Source organism: Amycolatopsis sp. NPDC045836 (genome assembly GCF_056431745.1).
Window position 1 is genome coordinate 1 of record NZ_JBWKKF010000007.1, and the last position, 19,679, is coordinate 19,679.

At 73.2% G+C, this 19,679-nt stretch carries 16 protein-coding genes and 2 pseudogenes; 11 read left to right on the plus strand and 7 right to left on the minus strand.

Annotated features, from left to right (window positions below):
- The 6 genes and pseudogenes from AC07EG_RS14305 to AC07EG_RS14330 form a co-directional block, all read left to right on the plus strand.
- Positions 1–100, plus strand: a pseudogene (locus tag AC07EG_RS14305) (IS481 family transposase); the annotation flags it as partial.
- A gap of 44 nt (positions 101–144) precedes the next feature.
- Positions 145–3,798, plus strand: a complete 3,654-nt coding sequence (locus tag AC07EG_RS14310; protein ID WP_478253524.1) for a DUF4132 domain-containing protein — start codon at positions 145–147, stop codon at positions 3,796–3,798.
- Positions 3,795–4,883 (plus strand): ATP-binding protein, encoded by a 1,089-nt coding sequence (locus AC07EG_RS14315; protein WP_478253525.1) that lies wholly within the window; start codon positions 3,795–3,797, stop codon positions 4,881–4,883. The genes AC07EG_RS14310 and AC07EG_RS14315 overlap by 4 nt, the downstream gene beginning before the upstream one ends.
- A complete protein-coding gene (locus tag AC07EG_RS14320) occupies positions 4,883–7,120 on the plus strand; it encodes a DUF5682 family protein (RefSeq protein ID WP_478253526.1) in 2,238 nt (745 codons plus the stop codon). Before AC07EG_RS14315 ends, AC07EG_RS14320 begins: the two co-directional genes overlap by 1 nt.
- Entirely contained in the window at positions 7,117–8,235 is a 1,119-nt protein-coding gene (locus AC07EG_RS14325) for a VWA domain-containing protein (RefSeq protein WP_478253527.1), read from the plus strand. The genes AC07EG_RS14320 and AC07EG_RS14325 overlap by 4 nt, the downstream gene beginning before the upstream one ends.
- The gene (locus AC07EG_RS14330) at positions 8,232–10,121 is read left to right on the plus strand and encodes an SWIM zinc finger family protein (protein WP_478253528.1); all 1,890 of its coding nucleotides are present in this window, start codon (positions 8,232–8,234) and stop codon (positions 10,119–10,121) included. Before AC07EG_RS14325 ends, AC07EG_RS14330 begins: the two co-directional genes overlap by 4 nt.
- A 41-nt stretch (positions 10,122–10,162) precedes the next feature.
- Here the strand turns inward: AC07EG_RS14330 and AC07EG_RS14335 are convergent, their stop codons facing one another.
- The 6 genes and pseudogenes from AC07EG_RS14335 to AC07EG_RS14360 form a co-directional block, all read right to left on the minus strand.
- On the minus strand, positions 10,163–10,459 hold the full coding sequence (locus AC07EG_RS14335; protein WP_478253529.1) for a hypothetical protein: 297 nt from the start codon (positions 10,457–10,459) through the stop codon (positions 10,163–10,165).
- Between the two features lie 67 nt (positions 10,460–10,526).
- Positions 10,527–10,682 (minus strand): annotated as a pseudogene (locus tag AC07EG_RS14340) (DUF1684 domain-containing protein); the annotation flags it as partial.
- 111 nt (positions 10,683–10,793) lie between these two features.
- Positions 10,794–11,216: a VOC family protein gene (locus AC07EG_RS14345; protein WP_478253530.1), complete on the minus strand. Its 423-nt coding sequence runs from the start codon at positions 11,214–11,216 to the stop codon at positions 10,794–10,796.
- A gap of 54 nt (positions 11,217–11,270) precedes the next feature.
- Positions 11,271–12,011, minus strand: a complete 741-nt coding sequence (locus tag AC07EG_RS14350; RefSeq protein ID WP_478253531.1) for a helix-turn-helix domain-containing protein — start codon at positions 12,009–12,011, stop codon at positions 11,271–11,273.
- A gap of 425 nt (positions 12,012–12,436) precedes the next feature.
- The gene (nhaA, locus tag AC07EG_RS14355) at positions 12,437–13,756 is read right to left on the minus strand and encodes a Na+/H+ antiporter NhaA (RefSeq protein ID WP_478253532.1); all 1,320 of its coding nucleotides are present in this window, start codon (positions 13,754–13,756) and stop codon (positions 12,437–12,439) included.
- Between the two features lie 179 nt (positions 13,757–13,935).
- Positions 13,936–15,954, minus strand: a complete 2,019-nt coding sequence (locus tag AC07EG_RS14360; protein WP_478253533.1) for an acyltransferase family protein — start codon at positions 15,952–15,954, stop codon at positions 13,936–13,938.
- A 284-nt stretch (positions 15,955–16,238) separates the two neighbouring features.
- Here AC07EG_RS14360 and AC07EG_RS14365 point away from each other — a divergent pair, with 284 nt between their 5' ends.
- The 3 genes from AC07EG_RS14365 to AC07EG_RS14375 are packed head-to-tail and all read left to right on the plus strand — an operon-like array spanning position 16,239 to position 17,195.
- Positions 16,239–16,472, plus strand: a complete 234-nt coding sequence (locus tag AC07EG_RS14365) for a hypothetical protein (RefSeq protein WP_478253534.1) — start codon at positions 16,239–16,241, stop codon at positions 16,470–16,472.
- Positions 16,469–16,714 carry a hypothetical protein gene (locus AC07EG_RS14370; RefSeq protein ID WP_478253535.1) on the plus strand — a complete coding sequence of 82 codons (246 nt, stop codon included), beginning with the start codon at positions 16,469–16,471 and terminating at the stop codon, positions 16,712–16,714. Before AC07EG_RS14365 ends, AC07EG_RS14370 begins: the two co-directional genes overlap by 4 nt.
- Before the next feature lie 7 nt (positions 16,715–16,721).
- Positions 16,722–17,195 carry a PEP-utilizing enzyme gene (locus AC07EG_RS14375; protein ID WP_478253536.1) on the plus strand — a complete coding sequence of 158 codons (474 nt, stop codon included), beginning with the start codon at positions 16,722–16,724 and terminating at the stop codon, positions 17,193–17,195.
- Here AC07EG_RS14375 and AC07EG_RS14380 read toward each other — a convergent pair.
- Entirely contained in the window at positions 17,182–17,586 is a 405-nt protein-coding gene (locus tag AC07EG_RS14380; RefSeq protein ID WP_478253537.1) for a RidA family protein, read from the minus strand. The two genes, AC07EG_RS14375 and AC07EG_RS14380, sit on opposite strands and share 14 nt — an antisense overlap.
- On the opposite strand from AC07EG_RS14380, the gene AC07EG_RS14385 reads away from it, so the two are divergent.
- Both AC07EG_RS14385 and AC07EG_RS14390 read left to right on the plus strand, forming a co-directional pair.
- Entirely contained in the window at positions 17,527–18,156 is a 630-nt protein-coding gene (locus AC07EG_RS14385; protein ID WP_478253538.1) for an SDR family oxidoreductase, read from the plus strand. The genes AC07EG_RS14380 and AC07EG_RS14385 overlap by 60 nt on opposite strands.
- 725 nt (positions 18,157–18,881) lie before the next feature.
- Entirely contained in the window at positions 18,882–19,532 is a 651-nt protein-coding gene (locus AC07EG_RS14390) for a GNAT family N-acetyltransferase (RefSeq protein ID WP_478253539.1), read from the plus strand.
- The last annotated feature ends 147 nt before the right edge of the window (positions 19,533–19,679 follow it).

The window sequence follows — 19,679 nt, forward strand, 5'->3', positions numbered from 1 at the left end:
GCACTACAACTATCATCGTCCCCACACTGCTGCTGGAAATCAGCCACCAGCATCCCGGCTCGACACCGGTGTCACCAATGTCATGGCCTCATACAGCTAGTTTGTGCACAGGGTCGGCAGGAGTACGGCAGGAGAGAGTTGAACGTGCGGCGTCTTGAGTACATCGGTGGTGGCTCGGCGAAGTTCTGGGAGGGGGTGGTCGAGGGCACCGACGTGGTCGTCACCTGGGGGCGGATCGGGACCGGCGGGCAGTCCAAGCGCAAGGGCTTCGCCTCGGCGCAGGACGCGGCCGCGTTCCTCGCGAAGCAGGCCGATGACAAGATCAAGAAGGGCTACGCCGACACGGGCGCGGTGACCGCGGCTCCCACCCCGGCCGCCGAGGAACCGGACACGCAAGCACCGGCCACGCAGGAACCGGTCACCCGGGCACCGGACACACGGACGACCGCCGCCGTCCAAGCACCGGCAGCCCGGACGCCCGCGGCGACCGCGGTCGACGAGGACACCTTCGACCCGCCGGCGGGCGTGGTCCGGCTGGCGTACCCCCGCCGCGACCAGGGCAAGCCCCGCTACCGCCCCTCCCCCGACGCGCGCGTGGTGGCCGACCGGCTCCTGGCCAGGCACCGGCGCAAGGTCGACGAACTGCTCGACGCGCCGGGCAGTGACGAGCTGGTCGTCGCCGCCGCGCGCGCACACCTCGGCGGCACCCCGGACCCGCTGGGCGCCGCGGCGGTGCTCACCGTGCTCAGCTCCTCCGCGACCTACTACGACCGGGACGACGCCGGCCGGTTCGGGCAGTTCTGGCTCGCCGAGCACGGGCTGCTGTTCGCGGCCGAGGCGGCGATGCGGCTGCCCACGCTCACCACCCACGGCCTCGACGGGCGGCGGTCGGTGACCACGCTGCGCCGGCTGAACGAGGGCGAGCACGTGCCGTGGCGCTGGGCGGGCCCCGACGTGCTCGCGGAGGTCCGCACGGCGATCGCGGCGGCGGGCGACGACGAGTACGCGCGGGTCGTCGAGGTACTCGGCGGCTTCCGGAAGACTCCCACGACCCGGCTGGTGGCCGCGTTCCTGGCGCCCACGGAGCGGGCGTGGGTGGACGAGCTGCCCGCCGAGGTCGACGACTGCGACCACCTCACGGAGTGGTTGTACCTGTGTGCCGTGCACAGCGCGGAGCAGCTCGAAGCGCTCGGGAGCGGCTACGGGCTCCACCGCCAGTCCAGGGCGCTGCCGACGGTCGTGCGCACGATCGGTCCCGCCGCCGCGCCGCTACTCGTGCGGTGGACCGCGAAAGCCGACAACGACCTGCTCAAGCGGCTGCTCACGGCGATCGTCGCGATGCCGACCGACGACGCTTTCCGCGGCCTGGTGGCCAACGCGGACAAGGCCCCGTTCCGTGCCGCGCTGCAGGAGGCCGTGCAGCGCTACCCGGTTCGCGCCACCCGGCTGCTGGCCGAGGCGGCCGCCGAGGGCGGCGAAGTGGCCGCCGAGCTGCTGCGGGCCCACCTGGTGGCGCGCCACGAGCTGCTCACCGACGTGGTGCCGGCGCTGCCGGAGGCGGCCAGGGAAGCCGCGCTCGCCACCCAGGAAGGGGTCGTGCGGCTGCCCGACGCGCCGGCCGAGTTGCTGCCGCCGGTGCTGGCCAGTCCACCGTGGACCCGTCCGCGCAGCTCCGAACCGCCCGTGGTGCTGACCGACCTGGCCGTGCCCGCGCCGACGCGCGTCGTGTGGGAGGACGGGGAACGGGACCAGGCCATCGCGCGGGGCACGCGGAACTCCTCCAGCCGCCACACCCGTCCCGGCATCGACTGGGCCGCGGAACTGGAGAAGTGCCGCTCCCAGGACTGGAACATGCCCTCGCTGCTGATGAACGCGCCGGAGGAGCTGGCCCGGCCCGCGCTCGCGGCCTGGCGGCCGAGACGCGTCTACGACATCGGCGTGTCGGGCCCGGCCCTGCTGGCCCGGTTCGGCGCCGACGCGCTCCCGGCGGTCATCGCCGTGGTCGTCCAGCACAACGGGCACGACGACCTCAAGGCGCTGCTGCCCGTCCTGGACACCGAGGTCGCCGAGCTGATGGCCACGGCGATGGCCCGCCGCAAGCTGACCCGGCCGGTGGCGCGGGCGTGGCTCCTGCGGCACGGCCTGGCGACGCTGCCCTACCTGCTGCCCGTGGCGCTCGGCCGCAAGGGCAAGCCGCGGGAAGCGGCGGAGACCGTGTTCCGCGCGCTCGCCGAGCAGGTGGGCGTCGAGGCCGTGGTCGCCGAGGCGAAGCGGCTGGCCGGGGCCGGGGCGGGCGGCGGCGTGGCGGCCATCCTCGCCGCCGATCCGCTGGAGCTGCTGCCGAAGAAGCTGCCGGTGCCGGGGGCGTGGGCCGACCCGGCCGGGCTCCCGCAGATCCGCCTGCGGGACGCGGAGGCCGCCCTGCCCACGGCGTCGACCGCCGACCTGATCACCATGTTCGCGCTCGGCACCCCCGACGAGCCCTACGGCGGTGTCACGCAGGTCGCCGAGGCGTGCGACCCGGGTTCGCTCGCCGAATTCGGGTGGGCGGTGTTCGAGGCGTGGCGCAAGGCCGGTATGCCGCCCAAGGACGGCTGGGCGCTGACCGCGCTGGCCGCCATCGGCGACGACGACACCGTGCGGCGGCTCTCGCCGGTCATCCGGGCCTGGCCGGGCGAGGGCGGGCACGCCCGCGCCGTCACCGGGCTGGACGTGCTGGCCGAGATCGGCACCGACGTGGCGCTGATGCACCTCAACGGCATCGCGCAGAAGGTCAAGTTCTCCGGGCTCAAGCAGCGCGCCGGGGAGAAGATCGAGCTGGTGGCGGCCAAGCTCGGGCTCACCGCCGAGCAGCTCGCCGACCGGCTGGTGCCCGACCTCGGCCTGGCCGAGGACGGCACGATGCTGCTCGACTACGGCCCGCGCCGGTTCGTCGTCGGCTTCGACGAGGCGCTGCGCCCGACCGTCTCCGACGAGGACGGCACCCGCCGCAAGTCGCTGCCCAAGCCCGGTGCGAAGGACGACGACGAGCTGGCCACGGCCGCCTACAAGCGGTTCTCCGGGTTGAAGAAGGACGTCCGCACGCTGGCGGCCGACCAGATCCTGCGGCTGGAGCGGGCCATGGTCACCGGGCGCCGGTGGAGCCACGAGGACTTCGCCCGCTACTTCTCCGGGCACCCGCTCCTCTGGCACGTGGTGCGCAGGCTCGTGTGGGGCGTCTACGACGAGGAGGACGTCCTGGTCGGGGCGTTCCGGCTGGCCGAGGACCGCACGCTCGCCGACGCCGAGGACGAGACCTGCACCCCGCCCGGCGGCACCACCGTCGGCGTCGCGCACCCGCTGCACCTCGGCGCCGCGCTCACCACGTGGTCGGAGGTGTTCGCCGACTACGAGATCCTGCAACCGTTCCCGCAGCTCGGCAGGCAGGTCCTGGCGCTGACCGACGACGAGCGGACCGCGCTGACCCTGGCGCGGTTCGACAAGGCCGCCGTCAGCGTGGGCCGCGTCCTCGGGCTGACCAAACGCGGCTGGGAGCGGACCGCGCCGCAGGACGGCGGCGTCGAGGCCGGGGTGGTCAAGCCGCTGCCGGGCGGCTGGTTCGCGGTCGTCGAACTGGAGGAGGGCATCGTCGCGGGCGATCCCACCATGCTCGGCGAGACCCAGGAGATCCGGCGGGTGTTCCTCTCGACCGACCACGACGGCTGGTGGCACCAGGAGGACACGCCGTTCGGCACGATCGACGCGGTGTCGGCGAGCGAGCTGCTGGCCGACCTGACCGAGCTGGTGAGCGCCAAGTGAGCACCACGGAGCAACTGCAGCGCCCGCCCGCCGAGGTCCGCTTCGCCGACGAGCTGGTCCGCCTGCGCGAGCAGGACACCGCGCCCCGCCCGCCGGGCTGGGCGCTGAGCCTGGACGCGGCCCGCCGGTTCGTGGTGGGGGACGCGAAACTGGGTGTGCGCAACAAGTTCGTCGGCGATCCGTCCCTTGTGGACCGGGCGCTGGTCACCCTGGCCACCAGCCGCGGGCTGCTGCTGGTCGGCGAGCCCGGCACGGCGAAGTCGTTGCTCTCGGAGCTGATCGCGACCGCGGTGAGCGGCGAGTCGACCCTGACCATCCAGGGCGGTGCGGCCACCACCGAGGACCAGATCCGCTACTCGTGGAACTACGCCATGCTCGTCGCGGAGGGGCCGTCGACGCGGTCGCTGGTGCCCGCGCCGCTGCTGCGCGGCATGGCCGAGGGCAAGGTCGTCCGGTTCGAGGAGATCACGCGCTGCCCGCTGGAGGTGCAGGACTCGCTGCTCTCCCCGCTGTCCGACCGGGTGCTGGCGATCCCCGAGCTGACCGGGCCGGACGCGATGGTGTTCGCCACCGACGGGTTCAACGTGATCGCCACCGCCAACACCCGCGACCGCGGCGTCAACGAGATGAGCGCGGCGCTCAAGCGCCGGTTCAACTTCGAGACCGTGTTCCCGATCCCCGACCTCGACACCGAACTGGCTTTGGTGGAGACCGAGTCGGCGGAGCTGCTGCGCCGCTCCGGGGTGCCGGTGGCGCAACGCCGCGACGTGCTCGAAGTGCTCGTCACCGCGTTCCGGGAACTGCGTGCGGGCACCGGGGCCGGTGGCGGGGAACGGTTGTCCACGGTGCTCAGCACCGCGGAGGCGGTGTCGGTCGCGCACGCCGTCGGCCTGCGCGGCTGGTACCTGCACGGCGAAGCGGGCACGGGCGAGGACGTCGTCGAATGCCTCGCCGGGACGGCCGCGAAGGACAGCCCGGACGACCTCGCGAAGCTGCGCCGCTACCTCGAACACGACGCCGCCCGGCGCAGGGGCTCGCCCGCGTGGGCGGAACTGCACGGCGCCCGGCTGCGGCTGCCGGGCTGATGGCGGCACCGGTACACGTCGTCGGTGTCCGCCACCACAGCCCGGCGTGCGCGCGGCTGGTGCGCGAGACGATCGCCGCGCACCGGCCCGCGCACGTGCTGGTCGAGGGGCCTGCCGACTTCACCGGGCGCATCGGTGAGCTGCTGCTCGGGCACACCCCGCCGCTGGCGGTCTTCAGCTACGTGCGCGACGCCGGCCGCACCCGGCTGTCGTGGGCGCCGTTCTGCGACTACTCCCCCGAGTGGATCGCGCTCACCGAGGGCCGGGCCGCGGGCGCGCAGGTGCGGTTCATCGACCTGCCCGGCTGGCGGGCGGCCGAGACGGAGAACGTCTACGCCGACGCGGAACGCCGCTACGCCGACGCCACGGAACAGCTCTGCCGCGAGCTGTCGGTGGACAACGTCGACGTGCTGTGGGACCACCTGGTCGAGGCGCACCCGCACGACGGGCTGGCGGAGCGGCTCAACGCGTACTTCGACCTCGTGCGCGGTGAGGCGGACGCGGGAGCGGAGGACACCGCCCGCGAGGAGTACATGGCGCGGTGGGTGGCCGCGGCGGCCGCACGGGACGACGGCCCGGTCGTGGTGGTGGTCGGCGGGTTCCACCGCCCGGCGCTGCTGGCGCGGCTCGCGGCCGCCGACCCCGATCCCGCCTGGCCGCCGGTGCCGGACGTGCCGGAGGGCACCGAGGTCGGCAGCTACCTGGTGCCGTACTCGAACCGACGCCTCGACGCGTTCACCGGCTACGCCTCCGGCATGCCCTCCCCCGGTTACTACCAGCGGCTCTGGGAGTCCGGCCCGCGGGAGGCGGCGACCGGGCTGGTGGCCGACGTGGTGACGCGGCTGCGTGCCCGCAGGCAATCGGTGTCCACCGCCGACCTGATCTCGGCGAGGGCGCTGGGCGAAGGGCTCGCGGCGCTGCGCGGGCACCCGCACCCGGCCCGCACCGACGTGCTGGACGGGCTGGTGAGCGCGCTCGTGTCGGACGCGCTGGAGCAGCCGCTGCCGTGGTCGGCCCGCGGCCCGCTGCAGCCGGGCGCGCACCCGGTGGTGGTGGAGATGGTCGCCGCGCTCACCGGCGACCGCACCGGCCGCCTGCACCCGGACACCCCGGCGCCGCCGCTGGTCGGCGCGGTCGCCGCGGAGCTGGCCGCGCTCGGGCTCGACGGCACCCGGGACGTCCGGCTCGACCTCACCGACGCGACCGACCTGCGGCGCAGCCGCGTGCTGCACCGGTTGCGCGTGCTCGGGATCCCCGGCGTGGAACAGAGATCGGGCCGGGACGCCACGGCCGCCGAAGGCTGGCGGCTCACCACTCCCGACCGGCGTGAGTCCGCGCTGATCGAGGCCGCGGCCAGCGGTGGCACCCTGGCCGACGCGGCCGCCGCCACGCTCGCCGAGCGGGCCGAGCGGCACAACGAGGTGGGTTCGCTCGCGGCCCTGCTGCACGACGCGGCGTCGTGCGGGCTCGCCGACCTCGCCGGTGACCTGACCGACCGGATCGCGGCCGGGGTGGCTTCGGCGCGGGACCTGGGCCCGCTCGGCGCCGCGCTGCGGGTCGCGCTGGGGCTGTGGCGCCACGACCGGCTGCTCGGCACCGCGGGCAGCGCGCTGCTGGGCACGGTGGTCACCGTCGCGACCACGCGGGCGCTGTGGCTGGCCGAGGGCATCCGCGGCGGGGACGCCCCCGCCGAACCGGCCCGGTTGCGGGCGCTCGCGGCGGTCCGGGACGCGGTCCGCGACGGCGGTGCCGCGCTCGGCCTCGACGCGGAGCTCGCGATCGGGGCCGGCGGGCGGCTCGCCGCGAACCGGGACGCGCCACCGGACCTGCGCGGTGCCGGGCTCGGCCTGTGCTGGGCGCTGGGTGCGGCGGTGACCCCGGGCGAAGCCGTGCCCCGGGGGCCCGCGGTGCTCGGCGACTGGCTCGCCGGGCTGTTCGCGGTGGCGCGGGAGGAGGTGCTCGACGACGGCGGGCTCACCTCGGTGCTCGACGACCTCGTGCGCGCGCTGACCGCGCACGAGTTCCTGGTCGCGCTTCCCGCGCTGCGGCAGGCTTTCGAGTTCTTCCCGCCCGCCGAACGGGAGCGGTTCGCGACCGCGCTCGTGGCGCGGCACGGCGGCGGTTCCGGGCGCGGGCTGCTGCGGGTGCACGCCGACCCGGTGCTGGTGGCCGGGGGCGCAGCCATCGAGGAGACGATCGACGAGATGCTCACACGGGCGGGACTGGCGGACCTGTGAACGACGGACCGAAGGGTGAGCTGGAGCGCTGGCGGCTGGTGCTCGGCGCACCGGCGGCGGGCATGACCGGGCTCGACGGCGAAGCCGCGGCCATGGACGCCGCGTTGTCGTGGCTGTACGGCCGCGACCCGGAACTGGCCGAGCGCGGGGTGCGCGCCGGCGGGAGCGGGGAGTCGAACCTCACACCGGTCGACTGGCTCGACGACGTGCACCGCCTGTTCCCCAAGGAGACCATCGAACGGCTGGAGCGCGACGCGGTCGAACGCTACGACATCCACGAGATCGTCACCGATCCGGAGGTGCTGGCGCGGGTCGAGCCGAACCCGGCGCTGCTGCGGGCCGTGCTGCGCACCAAGCACCTGATGAACCCCGACGTGCTCGCGCTGGCGCGGCGCATCGTGGCCGAGGTGGTCCGCGAACTGATGGCCCGGCTCGCGACCGAGGTCAACCGCGGCCTGACCGGCACGCGGCTGCGCCGGCCGAGCAACTTCCGGCAGGCCCGCGACTTCGACTTCCGGGGCACCGTGCGGGCCAACCTCGCGCACTACCAGCCCGGCTCGAAGCGCCTGCTGATCGAGAAGCCCCGGTTCACCTCGCGCGGGCGGCGGCACACCCAGCCGTGGCAGCTGGTGCTGCTGGTGGACCAGTCCGGGTCGATGGTGGACTCGGTGATCCACTCCGCGGTGACCGCCGCGTGCCTGTGGGGGGTGCCCGGCCTGCGCACCCACCTCGTCGCGTTCGACACGAACGTGGTCGACCTGACCTCGGAGGTGACCGACCCGGTGGAGCTGCTGATGAAGGTGCAGCTCGGCGGCGGCACGGACATCGCGCGCGCGGTCCGCTACGGCGCCGGTCTGGTGGACGCGCCGAGGCGGGCGATCGTCGCGATCGTGTCCGACTTCTACGAAGGCGGCGACGAGGGGGCGTTGCTGCGCACCGTGCGCGAGCTGGCCGGGCAGGGCACGCACGTGCTGTGCCTGGCCGCGCTCGACGAGACCGCGAACCCCCACTACGACCGGGAACTCGGACGGCAGCTCGCCGACGCGGGCGCGCACGTGGGCGCGATGACCCCGGGTCACCTCGCCGAGTTCGTGGCGGAAAGGATCGGCCGGTGAGGGCGGACCTGCTCGCGCTGACCACCGACGCGCTCGCCGCGCTCGCGAACCGGGGCCTGGTCAAACGCGCGACCCGGGACCTCGACGGCGTCCCGCCGGTCACCTCGGCCGAGGACGGCACGGTCGAAGCGGTGTTCGCCGACGGCACGCGGGTGGTGCTCTCGCCCGGCCAGGGCTTGGACGCGGCGAGCTGCACGTGCGGTGCGCCGGGGGTGTGCCGCCACCGCATCGGCGCCGTGCTCGCCTACCAGCGCGACCACGCCGCGGGGGCCGAGGGAGCTCCGGCCCCCGTTGAGCGGGTCCCGGCCGGGTGGCCGGGGTCGGTGACCGACGAGGAGCTGACCGCCCAGTTCGGCGCCCGCACCCTCACCGCGGCCCGGCGCGCGGTGAGCGGCGGGCTCACCGCCCGGGTGCGCAGGCAGGCCACGACCGTGGAGACCCCGTCGGCCACGGTGCGCTTCCTGGTGCCCGGCGAGCTGGGTTTCGTCGACTGCGACGCCCGCGCGGAGGCCAGGGACGCACTCGTCGTGGTCGCCGTGTGGGCCTTCCGGCAGGCGGACGCGCTGGCGCCCGCGGACCCCGAGGTGACCGTGGAACTCGCCCCCGCCGCGGACCGGCCCGCGGCGGGGGCCGGGGCGATGGCCGGGGTCGCGGCGGCCGCCGGTGAGCTGCTGCGCACCGGGGTCGTGTCGGCCGACGAGGTGCTGGTCGCCGCCCTGCGCCGCGAGCACGCGGCGTGCGAGCGGGCGAACCTGCGCTGGCCCGCCGCGGCGCTGGCGGAACTGGTCGAGCAGCTGACCGCCTACGGCACGCGATCCGCCCGGCACGAACCGGCGCGGGTCGCGGAACTGATCGCGGAACTCCACGCCCGCCACCACGCCGGGGCGCGGGCACCCGCGCGGGTGCTGGGCACCGACGAGCCCGCGGAGACGCCGCTGCGGCAGGTGCGCCTGGTGGCGCTGGGCTGCCGCGTGGACCACGAGGACGGCAGCGACACCGCCGAGGTGTTCCTCGCCCATCCCGGCACCGAGACGGTGCTGGCGGTGCGGCACCGCTGGCCTTCGGGCACCGGGTCGCCCGGCTCCCGCCGGCTCGCGGGCACCACACTGGCGGCGCTCGCGGCGGGCAACGTGGTCAGCGAGGCGGCGGTGCGCAGCGCGGGCCGGGTGGTGCGGTTCGGGGCGGGCCGGGTGGCCCGCACGACGGTCAGCCCGGTGGGCGAGTCGTGGGCCGGACTGCCGCCCGCGCTGCGCCCGTCGGTCACCGAGGCGCTGGCACAGCTGACCGGCCTGCCGCCGAGGGTGGTGCGGCCGAGGGTCGCGGCCGAACTGGTCCGGGTGGTGCCGGTGGCGCGGGTGCGGCAGGTCCGCTACCTCGCGGGCACCCAGCGCCTCGAAGCGGTCGTCGTGGACCCGGGCGGCGCGGAGGCGACGGTCAGCCTCGCCCACCGCACGGCCGCGCCCGGCGCCCTCGACGCGCTGGCCGGGGCACTGGCCGGGGACCCGGTCGAGGTGTGCGGCGCCATCCGGCGGGCGGGCGGCGGGCTGGTCGTCGAACCCTTCGCCGTGCGCACCGCGGACGGGGTGGTCGTGCCCGACCTGGCGGCCGCGACCGGCGCCGTCCCACCCGCCGAAGGACCCGCCCGGCCGGGCCCGCTGGCCGCCGCCATCGAGGGCGCGCTCGCCCTGCTCGCCGAAGCCGCGCACCGCGGCCTGACCCGCCTGCCGCCCACGTTCCCGGCCAGGGCCGCCCCCGCCGCCGCCCTGACCCGCACGGGCCTGACCCGCTGCGCCGAGGCCCTCCGGGCGTGGGGCGCCGCACCGGCCGACCCGGCCACCTGGCTGCGCGCCGAAATCCGCCTCCTCACGGCGAACGAGCTGCATTGACCGCTGACGACCTGCGGTCCTACGCCAGTGCGCCGTCGCCGTCAGCTGTCCTGACCGCCGGCGGGGGTGAAGTTGGCGTACTCCTCGATGCGTTCGATCTGCCCGGCGTCGTCGAAGCCGAAGTGGACGGCGGCGTGGACCTCGCCGCGCACGCCGTTGGTGGTGGCGACGTGAACCACGTGCTGCTGGAGGACTTCGCCCGGCTGGGAGAGTTGACGCAGGATTTCGTAGCGCATCGACTCGATGGCTTCGATCTGCCCCTCCATTCCGGCGCTGTTCTCCTCGGTGGGCTGCTCGCCCTTGCCGTCGTTGTGCCAGACGGTGCCGTCTCGGCGCACAGGGCGCGGGCCGTCCTCCGGTCTTCCTTCGATACGGGTGATGGGTTTCCAGCCGGGCTGAGGCAGCTCAGCTCCGGGCGGCAGCAGCGTGGACCAGGGCGCGTTCGCCGGCCTCGATGCGCATCGGCAGGTGGTTGCCGGGCGGCGAGAGCGAGCAGGTGAACACGTCGGGGTTCAGGTGGTGGTGCGAGAGCGTGGCTTCGTTGAAGTCGACCGTCAGGGTGCCGCCGAAGACAGCTGCCGGCTGGGCTCGGCACCAGGCGGAAACCTCCGGCTACGCGGCGGTCCAGGCGCACCCGCGCCCCAGATCCACGCCGGGCTCTGCCCTCCGAGGTCAATCCTGACCGGTGGTCGCGTCGCCGCCCGTGGCGCCCGGGTCGTAGGCCAGCAACTCCCAGCAGTGGCCGTCCGGGTCGTCGACCGCCCGGTTGTACAGCCAGCCGAGGTCCTGGGCCTCGCGTGGTTCGGTGCCACCCGCGGCCAGTGCCGCGTCGGCCAGGCGGTCCACTTCTTCGCGCGACCCGGCGGCCAGGGCGTTGATCACCTCGATCGGACCGTCCGATGTGGAGCGCTTGGTGAACGACGCGAACGTCTCGCGGGTCATCAACTGCACCACGATCGCGTCGGCGAAGGCCACTTGTACCGAGGTGTCGCCGCTGAAGTCCGGGTTGACCGTTCCGCCCATCGCCGTGTACACCTTCGTGCTCACCGCCAGGTCGGTGACCGGCAAGTTCAGGTAGATCTGCGTGATTGCCACGACGTGCCCTCCAAGGACGTTGGTGTGCCGGGCGTTCCCGGCGGCACCACGAACCTAGGGACGCAGGGCGACCTCGGTCTTGTACAGGAGCGACAGCATCTCGTCGCCGCCGGCCCGCCGCAGCTGGGAGGCCGTGCACCCGGTGAACCGGGTCAGCGAACGCGCCAGGTGCGGCTGGTCGTGGTACCCGGCCCGCTGCGCGACCTCGACCGCGGCCACCCCCTGCCCCAGCAGCAGCACGGCCTGCCTGGCTCGCTCGATCTGCCGGATCGCGCCCTGGGTCAGCCCGGTCGCCGCGGCCACCCGCCGCTGCACCGACCGCGGTGTGACCAAAGTGGTCGCGTCGCCGCGGAGCACATCGGTGACCAGCGGATCGCGCACCAGCAATCCGGCGCGGACCAGGCGATCCACGAAGACCTCGGCGTTGTCGTAGGCCGGTGTTTCCCACTCCGCGCCCTGCAGCACGAACGAGCGGGCCGTGGTGTGCGGACTGGACACGGCGGTGTCGACCAGCTTCGGCACCGGCATCGGCGCCAGGAACGCGCCGTGCCGGAAGATGATCCCGGTCGTTTCGCTGCCGCTCGCGCCCAGCTCCAGCACCGTGGGACTCGTCTCGGGGCCGCGTACCGCCACCTGCGTCCGGCCCCGGTCACGCCACACCACGAGCTCCCAGTTCGAGTTCGCGACGGACCGCATCCTCGCCGGCGCGACCGCATCCTGGCCGGCCCGGTAAACCCGCTCCACATACGGGGAATCGGACGGACGCTGCTCGACGCCGGCCAGATCGAGGATCACGGCCAAGAAGCTAGCAGAAGGGCTGCCTCGCGCACTCGGGCGAATTCGCGGACCGGCGGTGCTCGACCGGCTCGGCGCGCCCGGCACCTCGCCGGGGCAGTCGGCCGATCATGCGGGCCCGCTCCGGCGATCCGGGATCGCGGCACCGCCGATGGTGATCGCGCAGGCGGCGGTGGAGGGGTCACCGCGGGCGCGCGTCGAGCAGGGGAGTTGTTCGGCGACGTTCACCGCCGTGTTCCCCGGCCGTGGACCGAGTGCCGGTGCTGCCGCGACGGTTCGTGGGTTCAGCCGGTGTCCGGCCTGCCCGCCGGGACCCGCACCACCTGTCCCGGCGCGGCGTCCGCCCGTTCGCCGGTGCTCATCCGGCACCCGGCCACACCACACGGCTCGGCGGGCCTTGGCCCGCCGAGGCCCGGAAGCGGTGATCAGCTTTGACCGGCGTCGCGGCGTTCGTAGACGTCGGGGATCCCGTCGGCGTCCTGGTCGAGGTTCTCCAATTCGTGGATCTGCCGGTAGACGCGGTTTCGGGCACGCAAGACGATCGCAGCGAGGAGCGCAGCGATCAGCGAGCCGGCGAGGATGGCGACTCGTGCGTGGTCGTCCAGTTCGCTGCCGGCACCGAAGGCGAGTTCGCCGATGAGCAGGGAGACGGTGAAACCGACGCCGCTGAGCATGGCGAGGCCGAGCACGTCCACCCAGCCCAGCCCGTCGTCGAGTTCGGCCTTGGTGAACCGGGACAGCAGCCAGGTGGCCCCGAAGATCCCGATCGTCTTGCCCACCACCAGCCCGGCGACGATGCCGAGCGCCACCGGGTCGGTCAGCGCGCTGCGCAGGCCGTCCCAGCCGCCGAGCGGGACACCGGCGGCGAACAACGCGAAGACCGGTACGGCGACCGCCGCGGACAACGGCCGGAACCGGTGCTCGAAGTGTTCGGCCAGGCCGGGTCCGGCGTCCGGTCCCCCGGCACGTTCACTGCGCAGCACCGGCACGGCGAAGCCGAGCAGGACACCGGCGACCGTGGCGTGCACACCGGACTCGTGGACCCACACCCAGGTCAGGGCGGCCAGCGGGAGGAGCAGCCACCACGACCGGACCCGGAATTGCACCAGCAGGGTGAACAGGCCCAGTGGGGCCAGTGCCAGCAGCAGCGGCACGATCCGCAGGTCGTCGGTGTAGAAGAGCGCGATGATCAGGATGGCGAGCAGGTCGTCGACCACGGCCAGGGTCAGCAGGAAGGTGCGCAGCGCCGAGGGCAGGCAGCGCCCGACCACGGCCAGCACGGCGAGCGCGAAGGCGATGTCGGTGGCCGTCGGGATGGCCCAGCCGCGGGCCGCCTCGCCGCCACCGGCGTTGATCGCGATGAAGATCAGCGCCGGGACGAGGACCCCGCCGCAGGCTGCGGCGATCGGCACGACCGCGCGACGGGGGTCGCGCAGGTCACCGGCGACGAACTCGCGTTTGAGCTCGAGCCCGGCGACGAAGAAGAAGATGGCCAGCAGCCCGTCCGCGGCCCAGGTCGCCACGGGCAGGTCCAGGTGCAGCGAGGCGGGGCCGATCGAAAAGGAGCGCACCGCTTCGTAGAACTCGCTCCACGGCGAGTTGGCGGAGACCACGGCGACCACGGCGGCGGCCAGCAGCAGCGCGCCACCGATCGTCTCCTTGCGCAGGATGTCGGCGATCCGCCGGGTTTCGGGCCAAGATCTGCGGCTGAACAGGGGCGCGCGGGTTCGGGGGGTGCGGTTCATGCCGGTCTCCAGCAGCTCGCCGGTGGGTCACGCCACCGGCCGGGTAACCCTCGTCCCGGCGGGGCGAGGGTGCCGACCAGACTTCCCGGCGCACCACCCGCAAAGATGCCGTAAAGATCGCGCTGGGGCAAATCCGGTACGCCGATGGCGTGGCGGCTCCGTCGCCGCCGGCGGGCACCTCACCGATCCGAGTCGCCTGCTCCCGCTTCCCGCCAGCCGAGCGTGGTTTCGACGGCTTCTTCGACCATGCTGGACATGGTGGACATGTAGGTGGCGGTGATGTGGTTGTCGTCGAGGTAGAGCAGCACGTTGCCGATGACCGGCGGGCAGAGTTCCGCGTCGCAGAAGTAGTCGCTGAAGTCCAAGAAGGACACTCGTGGTGGCAGATCCGGGATGGCGGCGTACGGGGGTTCCGGTGCCAGCAGCTCGGCGCGCGGTGTGCTGCACTCCGCCGCCGCGGGTCCGTTGGCTTCGACGCAAGCCGACGGTGAGAAGTCGTAACGGGGATTGTCGCGCACCGCGAGCACGGGGATGCCCGCCGCGTCGATCTTGCGCCACTGCGCCACGAATCCGGGCGGGACGTGCTCGGTGACCCCGACGCGGACGTCGCGGGTGCCGATGGTGAACACCGCGTCGGGGGCGATGTCGACGATCTCGTCGGCGGCCGCGGCGTTCCAGTCGATGCAGGGCTGGTCACCGGGCACGGCCTCGGAGTCGGTGGAGAACGGGCAGCCGCCGCGCAGCATCGAGACGATCTGCCAGTTCTTCTGCTCGGCGATCGGGCGCAGCGCGGCGATGAACTGCTGCGCGTGGGAGTCCCCGACGACCACGATCCGCCGCACCGGGTTTTCCGGCAGCCCGTTCACGCAGACCACCAGTTCCGGGTGGCGTTGCGCGGTGGTGCAGCTGTTCTCGTCGATGTGCGCGTACTCGTCGGGCAACGCCACGAACGACGGCACCAGAGGCGCGTTCGGCGCTCCCCAGTATTCGAAACCCGGCAGGCGTGCTTTGGCTCCCGGGTGGTCGAGGTCGCCGACCGCGAGCGCGTTGGCCTCGGCCTTCCACTGCGCGGTGACCTGCCACGCCGTGGTCACCGCGAGCACGGGCACCATCGCCAGCACGGCGAACCGGTAGGCGCCCCAGCGTCGCTGGACCCCGATCCGCGATTCCCGCAGCGGGGTTTCGACGAAGTGATGGGTCAGTACCGACAACACGATCGAGAGCGCGATGATCCCGGCACCGCCGAGCGGGCCGACCTCGGTGCGCTCCGCCGCTACCAGCCAGAGCACGAGGACGGGCCAGTGCCACAGGTAGAGCGAATAGCTCAGGTCGCCGAGGTAGCGCACCGGCCGGGCGGCGAGCACCCGATCGGCACCGATCCGGCTGCCGGTCGCCCCGGCCACCAGCACGGCCGCCGCCGAGAGCAGCGGCCACAGCGCGGCGTATCCGGGGAACACGGCGCCGACGCCCAGCACCAGGCCGCAGGACAGCAGGCCCGCCAGGCCCAGCCAGCCCAGCAGCACACGCGCGAACCCGGGCAGCGTGATCCGGTCGATCACCAGTGCCAGCAGGCCACCCAGCGCGAACTCCCACACCCGGGTGAGCGAGTGGAAGTAGGCCAGCGGCTGGTCGGCCGCGGTGAGCACGACCGAAAAGGCCAGCGAAGCCGCGAACAGCACGAGCAGGGCCGCGGCCGCGTTGCGGCGGAACCGCCCGGCCAGCAGCGCCACCGCCGCGATCAGCAACGGCCACACCAGGTAGAACTGGCCCTGGATGGACAGCGACCAGAAGTGCTGCACCACGCTGGCGCTGTCGTGCTGGGCGAAGTAGTCCGCCGAGTCCGCGGCCAAACGCCAGTTCTGCAGGTAGAAGGCGGAAGCGAAGACCTCGCGGATGGTCTGGAACCAGCGGTTCTCCGGCAGCAGCACCACCGACGCGGCCACCACCGCCAGCAGCACGGTCAGCGCCGCCGGGAACAGCCGCTTGATCAGCCGCCCCCAGAACTCACGGAAGCCGATGCCCCCGCGCTCGCTCGCGCGCACCAGCTGACCGGTCAGCAGGAAACCCGAGATCAGGAAGAACACGTCCACGCCACCGGAGACGCGGCCGAACCAGACGTGGTAGACGACCACCAGCACCACCGCGACCGCGCGCAGGCCCTGCAGCTCCGGCCGGTAACGCCCGGGACGACTCCTCACCGGTGTCACACCGCGGGTCGGGTTCAGCGCCACGTGGTTTCTCCGCCCTCGACAACCTCCTCGACCCGCGTTCGCGAGGACGAGGTTGCCGACCAGACTTCCCGGCGCTCCGCGGGTAAAGATGCCCCACGGACTCCCTCGAGGGCAAATCGCCAGGTCAGCTCGCCGCGCCACCCCTGGCCACCGGAGCGCACCAGCCGGGCCGTTGAGGTGGGGGCAGGTGAGCCGGGAAGTCTGGTCGGCAGTGGTATCAGTGGCATCGCTGCGCCGACGAAGGGGTCCCCATGAGCACCGACCACGTGGACGCGATCACCACGGTGATCCGGGACCAGCTCCGCGGTGAGGAACTGGTCCGGTTACCGGGTGCGGTCTCCCTGCCGCCCGGTTCGGTCATCGATCTTCCCGACGGGACGATCGCGCGGGTGACCACCGTGCGACTGGTGGTTCACGACGCCGCGTCGGCGGAGCTGGTGATCCAGGCGGTGCCGCACCGCACCACGGTTCCCGGCCGGACGTGATCCCGTCGTCGGCGGTGGGGTTCGCGGCCGCGGTGGTGCTGCTCGCCTTCGCCCTCGTTCCCCGTCCGCTCCCACGGTTGTTCGCCGTGCTGGGCTGGTGCCTGCTGTGGTGGGCTGGTGCCGTCGCACTCACCTGGCACGACTTCGCCGGTGCGGTGGTCGTGGTGGTGGCACTGGCGGTGGTGCTCGGCGGTGGTGCTCGGCGGTGGTGCTCGGCGGTGGTCAGCCGGTGGAGCGGGTGAACCGGCGGTGGACCACCCCGCCGGCCAGGTACGGCCACCAGGTGGCGCCCTCGAAGCACTCGTCCCGGCGGGACCGGTCGGCGACGGGTTGCTGACCGGGATGGCCGGAGCAGCGGGCCACGCGACCGGAAGGGCACGGGTGATCCGCGATCCCGCCGACGCGCACATCGAACCCGGGGAAATCCTCGTCGCGCCCACCACCGACCCCGGCTGGACCCCACTGTTCCTGACCACCGCCGGACTGGTGACCGAAACCGGCTCCCCACTGGCGCACGGCCCCACCGTCGCCCGCGAATACGGCATCCCCGCCGTCATCTGCGTGCGCAACGCCACCCACGAGATCAAGACCGGGCAGCTGATCACCATCGACGCAACCGCGGGCACGATGCGGCTCGAACAGCGGGCGCGGCTTGATCGAGGCCCCGAGCGCCCTCGCACCTCAGCGCCGGCTGGCTCGGTGCGGGCGGTCAGCGGTCGCTGACCGCCGCGACCGCCTCGATCTCGATCAGCAGGTCCGGCCGGAACAGACCCGCCACCTGGACGAGTGAACTGGTCGGCGGGCGTTCGGTGTCGACGAACTCGTCCCGCACCGCCCGGACGGTCGCCAGGGCAGAGGTGTCGACGACGTAGAAGGTGAGCTTGAAGACGTCCTGCCAGGTCGCGCCCGCGGCGGCGAGGGCGGCACCGGCGTTGTGCATCGCCTGGCGGGTCTGAGCCGCCCAGTCCCCGGCGGGCGCCGGGGTGCCGTCCGCGGCGATGGGGACCTGACCGGAGGTCCAGACCAGCCGGCTGCCAGGGCCGATGGTGGCCACGTGGCTGTACCCGTTGGTCGGCGGAAGCGTCGGCGGGGTGGAGAACTCGATATCGGCCATGGCGGGCATCTTAGGACGAGGGAGAACGCAACCGGCAAGCCGGAACTCGGCAACACCGCCTCGGGCTCCGGGCTGCTCAACCCGCTGCCGACGCAGGCGAACTACGCGGCGGCGAACGCCGGGGTCGCGGCCATGACCTCGGTACACGCGTTGGAACTGCGGCGACTGGGGGTCCGGGTCAACTGTGTCAGCCCGTCGATGGTGCGCACTCGGCTGACCACCCCGGTGCCCGGCATGGACCAGACGCCGCCCGACGGGGAACTGGACCCGAAGGACCCTGCCGTGGTGGCCCCGATCGTGGCCTACCTGGTCAGCGAGGGCTGTCCCCTGACCGGCCAGGTCCTGTCGGTGCGCGGCGGCTCGATCGCGATCAACCACGGCTGGTCACGAGGTGCGCAGATCAACAAGGACAACGAACTCTGGACGGTGCCCGAACTCGCCGAGCACCTGGCCGCGTTGCCGCTGGAGGACCCGTTCGACAGGCTGGCGACCGCGCTCGGAGGCGCCATGGGCACCCGGGGCCGCGACGAATTCGAGAGGATGGTCAACGCCGAACTCGACAAGAGCTGATCCGCACACCCACGACAGGGAACAGCCTCGATTCGGAGAATGCTTCTCTTCTTCGCCGGTCGTCGCGAGATGGCACCGGTTGCTCCGCGATCGAGCCTTGCTCGAAGGGCTCATCACCGCGGCGTCCGCTCACGCCGCCGTTGGAGTCGGGCCTGCGGCTCTGCACCACCCGGTGCAGGGGCTGTGCGTGCGGTGCCCGCAGGAGGCCCGGCGGTTCAGCCGTTCCCGGTGTCGGCGACCGGTTCGGCTCCGCGTTGGCGATGCGGTGGAGTCCGTGGTTGCCGAGGACGATGTGCGGCTCCCCGCGTTCGGCATTCTCCCGCAGCCTGAGGAGATTCGTGCTCTGCGCCGATCTGATGTGGACGTGGAATTCCCTTCGCGGGGAAGATGGGAGCTACTGTGGCAAGTGATCCGCACCGCCTGACCTTCGACAACGCCGAAAGAGGAGATGTGAGACCGTCCGTACCCGCCGACGCCATCACCGTGACCGCCACCCGGCGCGACGACAGTTCTTCCCGAGGGGGCCCGCTCACCCGGGAGTTCAGGGCTCGTCCCGCCCTTCGAGAACACCGGCGCCACCGAGCTGGCATGGCGCCGTGCTGACGCCGGAGGACGAGACCGTCCAGTTGTGGGGCCTGGCCAGTGCTCGGACCCCACTGGGTTCTTCGGTCATGGCGCGCCGGCGGTCAGCACCCGATCTTGGTCTCGCCAACTTCCTTTACGCGGTGGCTCCCCGGAACGTCGAGGACCTGGAGGCCGACCTCGCCGAAGCAACCAGCGCCGGCTGCCCTCGGGTGATCGCCGAAAGCCGGACACCTTCGTGGGTCGAGGCCGAGTTGCTGTTGCGTGGCTGGAACGTCGAGCACGAGCTCCGGCTCGTCCTCGACGCCGCTGCCCCACTCGCGGGATCACCGGCGCCCCACGTGGTGCGGCGGGCCGACGACTGCGATGCGGACTGGTCCGCCAGAGGCGAGATGTTCCGGCTGGACCACCTCGAAGAGGACGCACGCCACGGTGTCACCCCGCGGTCGGCCGCACGGACCGCTGCCACCATCGAGCACCGCCGCGACCTCGAACACCACGTGAGCTACTCCTGCGCCCAGCGCCTCGGGGAGGTCGCCGGGTTCATCTGCCACTGGAAAGCACCGTCCGGGTGCGGCGTCATCGAAGACGTCTTCGTCCATCCGGAACACCGTGGCCACGGCATCGCGACCACCCTGCTCCACCACGCGGTCGGCGCTCTGCGCGGCGAAGGCGCCGATCGTGTCTCCATCTCCGCCGAGATCGGTGACACACCGGCCCACCTCTACGCCCGGCTCGGCTTCCGGCCCCATCGAGTAGCACGGTCCTACGCCTCCTCCGCAGGCCGAGGCTGAGCCAGGACGGCGTTGCCCTTGGTGCCGGTGACCGCCCGACCGGCCCAGCAGCGTCGGGACCTCCCCTCCGATCAGGTGCGAACTTCCGGCACACCTGCGACCGGTGTCACCCCTGGCACCTCATCCGGAACCGCCACACCGCAGGAC

Excerpts from the sequence above, each read along its gene's own strand:
- AC07EG_RS14320 (WP_478253526.1), top strand. The coding sequence starts at position 4,883 with ATGGCGGCACCGGTACACGTCGTCGGTGTCCGCCACCACAGCCCGGCG.
- nhaA (WP_478253532.1), bottom strand. The coding sequence starts at position 13,756 with ATGAACCGCACCCCCCGAACCCGCGCGCCCCTGTTCAGCCGCAGATCT.
- AC07EG_RS14365 (WP_478253534.1), top strand. The coding sequence starts at position 16,239 with ATGAGCACCGACCACGTGGACGCGATCACCACGGTGATCCGGGACCAG.
- AC07EG_RS14380 (WP_478253537.1), bottom strand. The coding sequence starts at position 17,586 with ATGGCCGATATCGAGTTCTCCACCCCGCCGACGCTTCCGCCGACCAAC.